Source organism: Microbacterium nanhaiense (genome assembly GCF_014646015.1).
GTDB classification, from domain to species: domain Bacteria; phylum Actinomycetota; class Actinomycetes; order Actinomycetales; family Microbacteriaceae; genus Microbacterium; species Microbacterium nanhaiense.
The window spans coordinates 66,834-80,492 of the sequence record NZ_BMMQ01000006.1 but is presented as its reverse complement, the minus strand read 5'-3'; the positions used below and the strand labels follow the sequence as shown (position 1 = coordinate 80,492).

Below are 13,659 nucleotides of genomic sequence, written 5' to 3'. Positions count from 1 at the left end.
CTTCACGAGAGGAACACCGTGAGCAGCACCGAGACCGAGCGGATCTCGACGGATCCGCGACGCGCGCGACAGCAGGAACGCGCCCGCGGCATCGCAGAAAAGGCGGGCGGAAGCCTGGGCGGCCTGATCGCCAAGCTGATCCTGCTCGGCATCGTCGACGCGATCGCGGTGTACGCCGTGATCGTCCTCGCGAGCTTTGCCGAGTGGGGCGTGCTCGCGATCGTCGCCGCCGTGGCGATCCTGGTGAACTGGATCTACTTCTCCCGGCGCATGCTGCCGGCGAAGTACCTTGCGCCGGGTGTGATCTTCCTCGCGCTGTTCCAGGTGTTCGTGCTGCTCTACACGGGCTACATCGGCTTCACCAACTACGGAACCGGGCACAACGGATCCAAGGAGCAGGCGGTCTCCGCGCTCCTCGGCTCCTCCCTCGAGCGCGTGCCCGATTCGCCCGCCTACCCCGTGACGGTCGTCGAGGCGGGCGGCGAGCTCGGCTTGCTCGTGACGACCCCCGAGGGCGACGCGCTCGTGGGCACGGAGGAGGATCCGCTCACCGCCGTGAACGCGAGCTTCGACGTCGACAAGGCGGTCTCGGCGGACGGCTGGACCTCGCTCCAGTTCGCCGACGTGCTCGCCCGCCAGAACGAGGTCACCGACCTCAGCGTGCCGTTCAGCGACGACCCCGCCGACGGTCGCATCTCCACTCCGGACGGGTCGAGCGCCTACCTCTACACCTCCACGCTCGAGTACGCGGGCGACACCCTGACCGATACCGCGACCGGCATCGTCTACCGCGACATCGGCACGGGCGCGTTCACCGCCGACGACGGCACCGAGATCCTGCCCGGCTGGAAGGTCGCCGTCGGCGTCGACAACTTCGTGCGCGCCGTCACCGACGAACGCCTCGCGAAGCCCCTCATCTACGTCACGGTGTGGACCTTCGCCTTCGCGTTCCTCACCGTCGCGCTGACCTTCGCGATCGGCCTATTCCTCGCGATCACGTTCAACCACAAGCGGATGCGCGGCAAGAAGGTGTACCGGTCGCTGCTGATCCTGCCGTACGCGATCCCCTCCTTCCTGTCCGCGCTCGTCTGGGCGGGCATGATGAACCAGAGCTTCGGTTTCATCAACCAGGTGCTGCTCGGCGGCGCCGAGATCCCCTGGCTCACGGATCCGTGGCTCGCGAAGGCGTCCGTCCTGATCGTCAACATCTGGCTCGGCTTCCCCTACATGTTCCTCGTGTGCACGGGCGCGCTGCAGTCGATTCCCGATGAGCTGCAGGAGGCCGCGACGGTCGACGGCGCGAACGCCTGGCAGACCTTCCGGCGAATCAAGCTGCCGCTCCTGCTCGTCTCGATCGCGCCGCTTCTCATCTCGTCGTTCGCGTTCAACTTCAACAACTTCAACGTCGTGTACATGCTCACCAACGGTGGGCCGCGCGACTCGACGGCGCCGATCCCCGTCGGGCACACCGACATCCTCATCTCCATGGTCTACAAGATCGCCTTCACGGGTCAGACCCGCGACTACGGCCTCGCGAGCGCGTACACCATCATCATCTTCGTGATCGTGGCGATCATCTCGATCATCGCCTTCCGTCGCACCAAGTCGCTCGAGGAGCTGAACTGATGAACAGCAAGAAGTGGGTCCGCGACACCGGCTGGCGGCACATCGTCGGCGTGCTCGTGCTCATCGTCACGCTCTTCCCGATCGTGTTCGTCATCTCGAGCGCGCTCAACCCGAACGGCACCCTCACCGGATCCAACGCCCTGTTCTCGAAGATCGGTCTCGACAGCTTCGAGCGGATCCTCACGAACCCGCAGGTGCCCTTCCTCGCGTGGTTCGGCAACACGCTGCTGATCTCGGGCATTACGGCAATCCTCACGGTGTTCCTCGGGGCGCTCGCGGCGTACGCCTTCTCGCGGATGCGTTTCGCCGGGCGGCGCGTCGGACTGATCTCTATCGTCATCGTGCAGATGTTCCCGCAGCTGCTCGCAGTCGTGGCGATCTTCCTCCTGCTCTCGGCGATCGGCGACTGGTTCCCGGCGATCGGGCTCAACAGCCGGATCGGTCTGATCCTCGTGTACCTCGGCGGGGCGCTCGGCGTGAACACGTACCTCATGTACGGCTTCTTCAACACGATCCCGCAGTCGATCGACGAGGCCGCCCGCATCGATGGCGCCGGCCACGCGCGCGTGTTCTTCACGATCGTGCTGCCGCTCGTCACGCCGATCCTCGCGGTCGTCGCTCTGTTGAGCTTCATCTCCTCCGTCAACGAGTACGTCGTCGCCTCGGTGATCCTCATCGACACCGACGTGCAGACCCTCGCCGTCGGTCTCACGAAGCTCGTGTCGAACCCGCGCTACGCGGACTGGAGCGCGTTCAGCGCCGGTGCCATCATCGCGGCGCTGCCCGTTGTCGTGCTGTTCCTGTTCCTGCAGAAGTACATCGTGGGCGGACTCACGGCCGGCGCCGTCAAATAACCCCCGCGGAGGGTTCTATCCGGCAGGATAGGGAGCACTTCTTCTCATAAAGGGGGATGATCCATGTTCGGACGTCGAAAGATCGTGCCGCCCGCCGCGCCGGCCGCACCGCAGCCGGTGCGCGTGAAGGCGAAAGCCGTGCCCGCGGATCCGGGACCGTGGCGCGACGGGCTCGGCCTGTTCGCGATCCGTTCGATCCAGATCATCGCGGTCGTCGTGCTCGCGGTGGGCGTGATCTGGGGGCTGCGCCAGCTGACGCTCGTGGTCATCCCCGTGATGCTCGCGATCGTCTTCGCGTCGGCATTCCAGCCGGTCATGAAGTGGCTGCGGGCGCGCATGCCGTCGGTCCTGGCCACCGTGATCGTGTTGCTCGGCATCGTCGTCGTGATCGGCGGCGTCGGCTGGGCGATGGTGCACGCCGTGATCTCGCAGTGGGATGACCTGTACGCGAGCGCCGTCGAGGGCGTGAACCAGATCATCGAGCAGGTGCCGATCTGGGTGAACTCGCTGCCCTGGGACATCGACGACAATCAGCTCAACGAGTGGCTGGCGCAGGCGCAGGACTTCATCACGAGCTCGAACTTCGGTTCGGCGGTCGGATCCGGTGCCGTCGCGGGCGTCGGCGCGGTGGCGAGCTTCGTGACCGGACTCGTCCTTATGGTCGTCGTGCTGTTCTTCTTCCTGAAGGACGGACCGCTCATCTGGTCGTTCCTGCAGCGCCCGTTCCAGGGCGAGTGGCACGACCGCATGGAGCGGATCGGCAAGAAGAGCGTCGACACGATCGGTGCGTACGTGCGCGGCACGGCATCCGTTGCCGCGGTCGACGCGATCGGCATCGGCATCGGCCTGTTCGTCCTTGGGATCCCGCTGGCGCTTCCGCTGACGCTGCTCGTGTTCCTGCTGGCGTTCATCCCGATCGTCGGTGCGACGCTTGCAGGCGTTCTGGCGGCGCTCCTCGCGCTCGTGGACGGCGGCCGCATCGACAACGGCCTTATCGCCGCGATCATCGTCGTCGGCATCGTCATTCTCGTGAACCAGCTCGAGGGCAACTTCCTGCAGCCCGTGCTCATGGGCCGCGCGCTCAAGCTGCACAGCCTCGTGATCCTGGTCGCCCTGACGGTCGGAACCGTGCTCGCGAACATCCTCGGCGCGATCCTCGCCGTGCCGTTCACCGCGGTGGCGTGGGGCATCATCCAGGTGTGGGACGGCCCCAACCTCCCGGCCCGCTGGGCCCGCAAGAAGCCCGACACCGCCTAACCCCCGCCCCGTGTCCCACTTGGTGCGGGTATAGCGGGGCTATAAGCGCCGTAAGTGGGACATGCTTTGGTGCGTGTCCCACTTGGTGCGGGTATGGCGGGGCTATAAGCGCCGTAAGTGGGACATGCTTTGGTGCGTGTCCCACTTGGTGCGGGTATGGCGGGGCCATAAGCGCGTCAAGTGGGACACGCCTCCGACACGCGTGTCCCACTTGACGTGAGGAGGGGGCTCAGGCCCCCAGGACGGCGGCGACGATCGCGCGGGCCTCGTCCTGAACCTCGGCGAGGTGCTCCTCGCCCTTCAGGCTCTCGGCGTAGAGCTTGTAGACGTCCTCCGTGCCGCTCGGGCGGGCGGCGAACCAGGCGAACTCGGTCTGGACCTTGAGCCCGCCGATCGCGGCCCCGTTGCCGGGCGCGTGCGACAGCTTCGCCGTGATGGGATCCCCGGCGAGGGTGTCGGCCGTCACGTCCTCCGGCGAGAGCGAGGCGAGCGCCTTCTTCTGCTCCGGGGTGGCGGGCGCGTCGACGCGCTGGTAGCTGCTCGCGCCGAACTCGGCCTCGAGTTCCGCATACCGCTGCGAGGGCGTCTTGCCCGTGACGGCAATGATCTCGGCCGCGAGCAGGCACAGGATGATGCCGTCCTTGTCGGTCGTCCACACCCCGCCGTCGCGGCGGAGGAACGACGCTCCCGCCGACTCCTCGCCGCCGAAGGCGACGGATCCGTCGATGAGGCCCGGGACGAACCACTTGAAGCCGACCGGCACCTCGACGAGTGTTCGGCCGAGGGTGGCGACGACGCGGTCGATCATCATCGACGACACGAGCGTCTTGCCGACGGCCGCATCGGCCCGCCAGCCCGGGCGGTGCGAGAACAGGTAGTCGATCGCGACGGCGAGGAAGTGGTTGGGGTTCATCAGCCCCGCATCGGGCGTGACGATGCCGTGCCGGTCGGCGTCGGCGTCGTTGCCCGTGAGCACGTCGAACTCGGCCCGGCGCGCCACCAGCGACGCCATCGCCGACGGCGACGACGGATCCATGCGGATCTTCTCGTCCCAGTCGAGCGTCATGAACTTCCACGTCGGGTCGACGTCGGGGTTCACGACGGTCAGGTCGAGGCCGTAGGTCTCGGCGATCAGCTGCCAGTACTCGACGGAGGCGCCGCCGAGCGGGTCGGCGCCGATGCGCACGCCCGCGTTCTTGATGGCCTCCATGTCGATCACGTCGCCCAGGTCGGCGACGTATGCGTCCCGGAAATCGTGCTCGCCGATCGCGTTCTGGTCGACGTCCGCGTGGCGCACGCGCTTCACGCCCTCGAGGCCCGCCGCGATGAGCTCGTTCGCGCGATCCGCGATCCAGCTGGTCGCGTCGGTGTCGGCGGGGCCGCCGTGCGGCGGGTTGTACTTGAAGCCGCCGTCGCGCGGCGGGTTGTGGCTGGGCGTGACGATGATGCCGTCGGCGCGCGTCGGGTCGTCGGCCGCCTTGCCGGCGTTGTGGGTGAGGATCGCGTGGCTGAGCGCGGGGGTCGGCACCCACGCGTCGCGGGCGTCGATCCGGACGTCGACGCCGTTCGCGACGAGCACCTCGATGGCCGTGTGCTCGGCGGGCAGCGACAGGGCGTGGGTGTCACGTCCGAGGAACAGCGGACCCGTGATGCCCTGCTGCGCGCGGTACTCGACGATCGCCTGGGTCGTCGCAAGGATGTGATCCTCGTTGAAGCTCGTGGAAAGGCTCGAACCGCGGTGACCGCTCGTGCCGAAGGCGACGCGCTCGGCGGCGACCGTGGGATCCGGTCGACGATCGTAATAGGCCGCGATGAGGGCGTCGATGTCGACGAGGTCCTGCGGCTCGGCGGGAAGTCCTGCTCGGCTTGTCATGGGTCAATTCTGCCAGGCGTGAGGCCCGTCGGCGGGGCAATAGAGTGAAGAGATGACGAACGAGCGCACCTACAGCTATCTCGGGCCGGCCGGCACCTTCACGGAGGTAGCGCTCGCCCAGGTGCCCGAGGCGCAGGGGCAGACGTGGAAGCCCGTCGCGAACGTGGCGCAGGCGCTCGCCGACGTCACGGACGGAACGAGCACCGGCGCGATCCTCGCGATCGAGAACACGGTCGACGGCGGCGTCTCGAGCGTGCAGGACGCGCTCGCCAAGTCCCAGGGGCTCCGCATCGTCGGCGAATACCTCGTCCCCGTCAGCTTCGTTCTCGTCGCGCCGCGGGGCACGCGCCTCGACCAGGTCGTCGATATCGCCGCGCACCCCGTCGCCTATGCGCAGTGCCTCGAGTGGCTGGGCGCGAACATCCCCGGGCACACGCACGTGATCGCCGGAAGCAACGTCGCGAGCGCCATCGGCGTGCTCGATGGATCCCTTCCCGCCCAGGCCGCGATCGCCGCGCCGGGCGTCGTGAAGCACTACGACGTCGACGTCCTCGCGGAGGGCATCGGCGACAACGCCGACGCCGTCACGCGCTTCGTCTTCGTCACGCGCGCCGTCGCGCCGCCCGCACCCACCGGATCCGACAAGACCTCGCTCATCGTCGAGCTGCCGCGGGAGGTTCCCGGCGCGCTGCTCGAGATGCTCGAGCAGTTCGCGACGCGGGGCATCAACCTCAGCCTGATCCAGTCGCGGCCGATCGGCGATCGGCTCGGTCGCTATCGCTTCATCATCGACGCCGATGGCCACATCGAGGACGAGCGCATGGCCGATGCCCTCATGGGGCTCAAGCGATTCAGCCCGAACGTGCTGTTCCTCGGCTCGTATCCCCGCGCCGACCGCGAGCGCGTGCACCCCGAGCCCCGCTACAGCGACGCGTCTTTCGCGGCCGCACGCGAGTGGCTCCGCGGCCTGCGCACCCCCTGAGCCGCCGGGCCCGGCGGGCGGAAACCGTGATCGGGAGGCGCCGCGGTCGCGCGTAGGGTCGTCTCCGACGAGGGGAGGACACGCAATAGGCTGTCGGCGTGACGCACACGCCGAGAACGACCGTCATCGCCGAGACCTGGCTCGAGCTGCGAGACGGCGTGCGTCCGCTCAGCAACGCCGCGGGGCTGCCCCTGGCGCGCACGAAGAAGCTAATCCTGGATCCGCTCGTCATCCGCCCCGCGCAGCGCCCGCACCTCGGGCACGCCCTCCTTACCGAGGACGCGGCGGGCGAGTTGCGAGAGCGGATCCGTGCCGCGGGCGGCGATCTCGCGTCGACGGCCGCGTGGTTCACGATGATGAAGACCCGCCGCAGGGCGCGGGGGATCACCAGCGGATCCCCGCAGGACCTCTACTTCCAGAAGGCGTACGAGCTCGCGAAGACCGCGGGCGAGCCCGCCGAGGCGGCGGCCGACGCCGCGCTCGACGAGGTGCACGACTCGGGCCGGGTGACGGCCGCCGAGCTGCGCGAGTTCCTCGCCAGCACGGCCGTCGCGGTGAGCGCCGCGATCGACGAGGCGTGGGCGACCGAGCGCAGGGAACCCGGCCCCCTGGGGGATCTCGCGCCGCCGGATCTCGCGCCGCTCGCCGACGATCTCGCGGCCGGCGGTTTCGACGATTTCGATGGCGCGGTCGCCGCGGGGGAGGGATCCGCCTCCGGCCGCGCGCTCGCCGCCCCGGGCGCCGCGCGCCGGGCGGGAATGACGGCGCGCGAGATCCCGGAACCTCCTGCGGTGGGGGAGGAGGCCTCGAAGGCGCGGCTGCCGGATCCGTTCGATCGCTCGATCCTCGAGCGGCTCTTCCAGCAGGTGTCGTCGCTCGGGATCGAGGGCACGCGGGCGCTCGCGGCGCTCGTCGACGAGGAGGCGCGGCGCAGCGCCCGCCCCTGGCAGTTGGCGGCGGAGGAGAGCCGGGTCGTCATGGCGGCGGGCCTGGCGGCGCTTGCGGGCGGATCCGCCGGAGCGATCCTCGACGGGCGCTGGCAGCGCGAGGCGTTCGTGCGCCGCGCGCTCCGCGAGGGCGTCGACGCGAGGAGCGGAGCCCGCGAGGCGGTGCTCCGCCGGCTCTGGGCGAGGCTGCAGGGGCGTGAGCTGAGGCGCTTGCCGGTCGACGCGAGCGAGGCGTGGGACCTGATCGACGGGGCGACGCGTTCGGTCATCCTCGATCGCCGCGACGCGGCCAAGGCACGGATGGGACGGGCATGAACCTCGGAGCTGCGCGACCCGAACCCTGGCTTGCGGCCGTCTTCGAGGGCTCCGGCGCGCTGCTGTGGTGGAACGTCGAGACGGGTGCGTCCGGGGGAGAGATCTGGGACGAGGCCCGCGCCGACGCGTGGATCCGCGCGCCGCGCGTGACGGCGTTCGCGCGGGCCGCCGCGCTCGCGTCCTGGCGCGAGGCGTGGTGGCCGGCATCGGAGCTCGCGGGCATCGCGCCGCTGGATCCGCGGCTCCTCGCGGCCGAGAGGGCCGTCGCGCTCGCGGCGCTCGACGGCGTGACGGACGACGATCGAGCCGCGGCGCGCGCCTTCGCCGATCTCGCCTTCTGGACGGCGCAGCTGGGCCCGCTCGACGAGCTCGACGGATCCGTGTTCGAGGAAGCGGGCGTCGCGGTCTCTGCCGACCTCGCGCGGCTCGCCGACGGCTACGGGGTCGGCCCGGCGGACGCGCCGGCGCCTCGCCCGCACGACTATGCGCTCGCCGCCGCGGGGCGGGCGCCGGCCGCCGCGCTCGCGTCGGGATCCGCGCCGGTCGACCCGGGGGCCGTGCCGCAGGGCGCGGTCGACGCGTTCGCGCGGATCGAGTGGCGCCTCACCGCGACCATGACCCTCGAGGTCGAGGTCGGCGCCGCACCCGTGATCGGCCCGCCGCCGAGCGTCGCCCTCGCGGCGCGCGTCGGCCCCGTCGAGGTGCCCCTTTCCCGAGCCGCCGGAGTGTGGACCGGCCGGGTCGAGAACGCCGGCGGCCTCCTCGCTCTGCCCGAGCAGCAGCGCGCCGTGCGGCTCGTCGCCGAGGGCTTCGACCCCCTCCCGGGCGTCCGCCCCGAGACCCTCCGCCGGATCGCGCAGGACTGGTCATGAACATCGACGACGCGTACGCCGAGTACGCGGCCGCGTACGAGCGGGGCGGATACGCCGCCGCGGCGCCGCTGGCCGAGGAGATTCTCGCCCGGACCGGCCGGTGGTGGCGCCGCGGCGATGGCACCTCGCAGGTGCTGTCGGCGCAGATGCGGTACACGATCGCGCGCGCCGCGTTCGATCGGGGCGAGCTCGACGTCGCCGCGGAGGAGGTGCGGCGCGGCCTCGACGCCGCCGCCCGGGCGCGCGCCGTGCGGGATCCGCGCCACGCGTTCGAGACGCTCATGCTGCTGCTGACCCGCGGCGAGATCGAGATGGCCGAGTCGCGCCTCGACGACGCGCTGGGGACGTTCTTCGCCGCGGCGCAGCTCGAGAACGAGTCCGAGCACCCGAATTGGGTCGAGGCGCAGACGCACCTGCTTCTCGCGCGGCAGTGGGCGTTGCAGAGCCTCGGTCGATTCGAGGACTCGGAGAAGGCGGCGAGCGAGGCGCTCGCGCTCGCCTCGCAACACGAGCCGAGGCTCGTGCCGACCGCTCTGGAACGGCTCTCGATGGTGCGGCGGCTCACCGGCGGATCCGGCGACGAGCAGCTCGCGGCGGCAGACGCGATCCTCGGAGCGCAGGACGCGCGTCCTGGCGATCGCGCGGACCTCGCCTACAACCAGGCCTCCGTCGCGCTGCAGCGCGGCGATCTCGACGCGGCGGAGCGATACCTCGCTGAGGCGGAGGAGGCCTATCTCGCCCTCGGGGACGAGCGCTCCGCCGTCAGCGCCGCCATCGGATACGCGGAGATCGCGCGCCAACGCGGGCGACCGGGCGACGCCGTCTCGGCCGCGCGCCGCGCGGTCGAGCGAGCCGGGGCGGCCGGCGACGCCGGGACGAGGGTCGAGGCGCACACGGTGCTCGGTTTCGCGCTCGAGGATGCGGGTCGCGTGGCGGAGGCGCTCGGTGCCCTCGACGAGGCGCGCGAGGCGGCAGCCGGGGATCGCATGCAGCTCATCCGCGTCGACGCGAGCCGAGCGGTCGTCGCCTACAACCTCGGCGTGCAGATCACCAACGCCGCGGCCCGCGGATCCGCGTTCGGCGTGCACACGGATCCGGCGTGGTCGGCGCGGGTCGACGACAGCGCCGGAGCATCTACGCCGCGGACCCGCGATGAGGCGTTCGCGCTCGCCGCCTCGATCGCCGTGCCGGCCGCCTTCGCGTCGGACGCGGTGCGGCACGAGCTTCCGCCGGGCGAGATCCGGGAGCGGTGGACCCGGGAGGTCGCGATGAGGCTCGCCGACCAGGCGCTGCAGGCGCTGACGGCGCTCGGTCGCGCGGACGAGATCGTCGACTTGCTGGAACACGTCGCCGCGAGCGCGTCGGCGCGGGTGCCGGACGCCGCGCTCGAGGCGGCCGCCGGCGGAACCGCGCCGCCGAGGATCCGCTCCTTCCCTGGCCGGACCGGTCCCATCTGGTGGGCGATCGACGCCGCGCGGGAGCGTTACGGGGTGCGGGCGCGAAGCGAGGAGACGGTGACCGCATGGTGAGGGGGAAGGCATGGTGACGATGATGAACCCGCCGATCTCCGAGATCTCGGGCTTCGACGGCGCGAGCCCCGTCGTGCAGCTGAAGTACGTCGACACCAACGAGGGCGGCCTGTGGGCGACGTGGCGGTGGGAGCACGCGCTCGACAAGCCGCGCATCTGGGGGATCCAGCCGCAGCTCATCGCGGGAGCGCTCGCCGCCTTCGCGCAGGCCTCGCCCAACCCCGTCGCGGGCGAGACGGTCGACGCGGCGCTGCAGCGCGCCTGGCGCGTGTGGGGCGACGTCGAGCAGGAGAAGCGGCTCTCCGCCGCGCTCGCCGGGAGCCTCCTCCCGGGCGGCCTCGCCGCCGAGCTCAATCACTTCCTGATGCGGGGCCTGCGTCCGCACGTGCGGATCCAGCCGTCCCCGTCGCTCGGATCCGTCCCGTGGGAGGCCCTGCGCATCGACCAGGGGGAGCGCATGGTGCACTGCTCCGACGTGTCGATGCTCCTGCCGGCGAGTATCCGGCACGCGCCGGCACGGCGCCCCGCGAGGGCCGGATCCGCGGCGGTGCGCGTGATCAACCCGGCGATCCCGGGCAACATCCCGAACCTCGGATCCGTGCTGCGCGAGAGCGAACCGCTCCTCGAGAGCGCGCTCGGACACAGCGGGCGCCCGCACGTGTCGCGCGACCGGCTGCGCGGAGAACTCGACGGCGCCGGCAGGCTGCTCTATGTCGGGCACGTGACGACGGGGACGTTCGGTCTCGACACGCGCCTGCACCTGACGGACGGCCCGGAGACACAGGGCGGTGCGGACGTGATCGCGGGGCTGCACCGCCCCCTCACCGCCGCCGACATCATCGACGCCGAGTGGCGGATCCCCGAGCGGGTCGCCCTGCTCGCCTGCGCATCCGGCGGCGAGACCGGATTCGCGGATCCGGTGGGTCTCGTCGCCGCGCTCACCCTGCGGGGAGCGCGCGTCGTCACGAGCGCGCGGTGGACGCTGCCGACGGATGTGGGGCTCGAGTGGCTGCAGGCGCAGGGACTCTCGGTGTCGGCGACGGAGTCGTCGGCGCCGTTCTCGGCCTTCGCCGAGATGGTGATCGCGACCGACGGCGCGCACGAGTCGGCGGATCCGGTCACCGCGCTCTGCGCGTGGCAACGCGCCCGCGCCGACCGCTGGGAGAAGACGGGTGACCCCGCGTATTCGCCGCTGACCTGGGGTGCCCTCACGACGTCCCTCGCGTGAGGTTCGCCACGGCCGGCCGCCTCACGCGAAGCGCGGGCGACAAGCCGTGGCGACCACGCGTCGTCACATCGCGGCGGCGAGCAGTTCCAGGGTCTGCAGGCGGCCCGGCGTCTCGTCGGCGGGCTCGCGCTCGTAGGCGCCGGCGCTCGCCGAGATCATGACCTCGTCGACGCCGTGCGCCTCCGCGAACGCCGAGAGACGGTCGGCGACCTCCGCGGCCTCGCCGATGAACCAGCGCTGGCGGTTCTGCTGCATGAGCGACTGCTCGAGGGCGTCCGAGGGGTTCGCGAGCACCTCGTCGATCGTCTCGATCTTCTGTAAGGGCTTGTTGGAGCGGAGCCGGGCGAACTGCCGCAGCTGGGGCAGCGCGCGCTCCTCCGCCTCGGCGGCGGTCGGGGCGACGACGACGTTCGCCGTGAGGAACGACTCCGGCTTCGGGTGGCGCTCGGAGGGCACGAAACCCTGGCGGTAGAGGCTCATGGCCCGCTCGACCCCGTCGCCGGCGAAGTGGTTCGCGAACACGTAGGGCAGGCCGAGCTGCGCCGCGAGCTGCGCCGAGAAGTCGCTGGATCCGAGCAGCCACACGGTCGGCGCGGCGGCCGCATCGGGGGTGGCGTGCACGTCGTAGGTGCCGCCCGAGGTGAAGCGCACGGTGGCGCCCTCGGGGCTCATCAGCTGCAGGATGTCCTGCACATGGGTCGGGAATTGATCGGCCTCGCTCGTCGTTCCCGTGCGACGCAGGAGCTGGGTGATGACGGGGTCGCTACCGGGGGCGCGACCGAGCCCGAGGTCGATGCGGCCCGGCGCCAGCGCCTCGAGCGCCGCGAACTGCTCGCCGACGATCAGCGGCGCGTGGTTCGGCAGCATGACGCCGCCGGATCCGAGCCGGATCCGCTGCGTGCGCGCGGCGGCCGCGGCGATGAGCACGGGCGGGGAGGTCGACGCGACGGCCGGCATGTTGTGATGCTCGGCGAACCAGTAGCGGCGGTACCCGAGTCGATCGGCCGCGGCCACGAGTTCCATCGATGAGGCGAGTGCCTCGGCGGAGGTTTGCCCCGTGCGAACGGGGACGAGGTCCAGGACGGAAAGTGCGATGCTCATCGCTGCCCTGCAACGCCCCGCTCGCCGTGAGTATTCCCTCAGCGCGCGAGCCCGCAGCCGCAGCTGCGGCCGATGACGAGATTGCCGCGTAGCACCTCGTGACGGCTCGCGTGGCCGGCGTGGACCACCGCATCGTTCAAGATGTCGACGGCGAGATCGGTGATCTCGGCGAGCGGTTGTCGCACACTCGTGAGCGTCGGGCTGGTGCGCAGAGCCATATCGGTTCCGTCGATCGACACGATCGCAAGATCGCCGGGCACGCGGATGCCGAGTTCGCTGCATGCCTGCAGAACCCCGATCGCCTGCACGTCGGAAGAAACGAAAAGTGCGGTCGGCGGCGCCGAATTGCCATGGCGTCGCGGCATCGGCCCGAGCAACGCCATTGCGGCGGCGTACCCGCCCTGTACCGAGAACTCCGCACGCTCGATCAGGGACTGGTCGACAGCGGCGCCGGACTGAGCGATCGCAGACGCCCAGCCGGCCACCCGCTCCTCCGTCAGCGGAGCCTGCCATGGGCCGCCGACACAGGCGACGATCGTGTGCCCGTGCTCCAACAGATGATCGACCGCGAGATGTGCCGCGTGGGCGTTGTCCAGCGCCACCGATCCGGCGAGACGATGCTCGTGCGCGGGAACCCGATCGACGGCCACGAGCGGTACACCATCAAGGGACTCGAGGATCTCCGGCCGGAGATTCCCCGTGGCCGTGATGATGCCATCGACTCGATGGTCCACGAGAGAACGGATGAACGCGGCTTCTCGATCTGGTGAGTTGTTCGAGAAACCCATCACGAGCGTCAGATCGCGCTCCATGAACGATGCCCCGAACGATTCCGCAAGCTCCGCGACGTAAGGGTTAGTGGGACTCTCCGTCACCAACCCGACCATCCGGGACCGGCCTCGGCGCAAGGCGGACGCGATGCGGTTGGGGCGGTACCCGAGTTCGTCGATCGCGGTGAGTACCCGCGCGCGGGTCTCGGGCGAGACGGGACGCGGCCCGTCGTTGACGACGTAGGACACGACCGCCGAGGACACGCCAGCGGCCGCCGCGACATCCGCTCTCGTCACCGTCACGT

General features: G+C 70.7%; 11 protein-coding genes. 8 read left to right on the top strand and 3 right to left on the bottom strand.

Going from position 1 to position 13,659, the window contains the following annotated elements; genetic code table 11:
• Positions 1-18: 18 nt before the first annotated feature.
• From IEX05_RS10465 to IEX05_RS10455, 3 genes are all read left to right on the top strand, one after another.
• Positions 19-1,626, top strand: coding sequence for an ABC transporter permease subunit (locus tag IEX05_RS10465; protein WP_373286300.1), 1,608 nt, complete (start codon positions 19-21; stop codon positions 1,624-1,626).
• A complete protein-coding gene (locus IEX05_RS10460; protein WP_188701617.1) occupies positions 1,626-2,480 on the top strand; it encodes a sugar ABC transporter permease in 855 nt (284 codons plus the stop codon). Before IEX05_RS10465 ends, IEX05_RS10460 begins: the two co-directional genes overlap by 1 nt.
• A 63-nt stretch (positions 2,481-2,543) precedes the next feature.
• Positions 2,544-3,737 (top strand): AI-2E family transporter, encoded by a 1,194-nt coding sequence (locus IEX05_RS10455; RefSeq protein ID WP_188701615.1) that lies wholly within the window; start codon positions 2,544-2,546, stop codon positions 3,735-3,737.
• 229 nt (positions 3,738-3,966) lie between these two features.
• Here the strand turns inward: IEX05_RS10455 and pgm are convergent, their stop codons facing one another.
• Positions 3,967-5,610 (bottom strand): phosphoglucomutase (alpha-D-glucose-1,6-bisphosphate-dependent), encoded by a 1,644-nt coding sequence (gene pgm / locus IEX05_RS10450; RefSeq protein WP_188701613.1) that lies wholly within the window; start codon positions 5,608-5,610, stop codon positions 3,967-3,969.
• Between the two features lie 52 nt (positions 5,611-5,662).
• On the opposite strand from pgm, the gene pheA reads away from it, so the two are divergent.
• The 5 genes from pheA to IEX05_RS10425 all read left to right on the top strand — a co-directional run bounded on the left by pheA (position 5,663) and on the right by IEX05_RS10425 (position 11,483).
• Positions 5,663-6,592: a prephenate dehydratase gene (gene pheA, locus IEX05_RS10445; protein ID WP_188701612.1), complete on the top strand. Its 930-nt coding sequence runs from the start codon at positions 5,663-5,665 to the stop codon at positions 6,590-6,592.
• A 98-nt stretch (positions 6,593-6,690) separates the two neighbouring features.
• Complete coding sequence (locus IEX05_RS10440) at positions 6,691-7,854, top strand: hypothetical protein (protein ID WP_188701610.1); 1,164 nt, start codon at positions 6,691-6,693, stop codon at positions 7,852-7,854.
• A complete protein-coding gene (locus IEX05_RS10435) occupies positions 7,851-8,726 on the top strand; it encodes a hypothetical protein (protein WP_188701607.1) in 876 nt (291 codons plus the stop codon). The genes IEX05_RS10440 and IEX05_RS10435 overlap by 4 nt, the downstream gene beginning before the upstream one ends.
• Positions 8,723-10,255 carry a tetratricopeptide repeat protein gene (locus tag IEX05_RS10430; RefSeq protein ID WP_188701605.1) on the top strand — a complete coding sequence of 511 codons (1,533 nt, stop codon included), beginning with the start codon at positions 8,723-8,725 and terminating at the stop codon, positions 10,253-10,255. Before IEX05_RS10435 ends, IEX05_RS10430 begins: the two co-directional genes overlap by 4 nt.
• A gap of 10 nt (positions 10,256-10,265) precedes the next feature.
• Positions 10,266-11,483, top strand: coding sequence for a CHAT domain-containing protein (locus IEX05_RS10425; protein ID WP_188701603.1), 1,218 nt, complete (start codon positions 10,266-10,268; stop codon positions 11,481-11,483).
• A gap of 63 nt (positions 11,484-11,546) precedes the next feature.
• Here the strand turns inward: IEX05_RS10425 and IEX05_RS10420 are convergent, their stop codons facing one another.
• Positions 11,547-12,584 (bottom strand): LLM class flavin-dependent oxidoreductase, encoded by a 1,038-nt coding sequence (locus tag IEX05_RS10420; RefSeq protein ID WP_188701601.1) that lies wholly within the window; start codon positions 12,582-12,584, stop codon positions 11,547-11,549.
• 38 nt (positions 12,585-12,622) lie between these two features.
• On the bottom strand, positions 12,623-13,651 hold the full coding sequence (locus IEX05_RS10415) for a LacI family DNA-binding transcriptional regulator (RefSeq protein ID WP_373286301.1): 1,029 nt from the start codon (positions 13,649-13,651) through the stop codon (positions 12,623-12,625).
• Between the last annotated feature and the right edge of the window lie 8 nt (positions 13,652-13,659).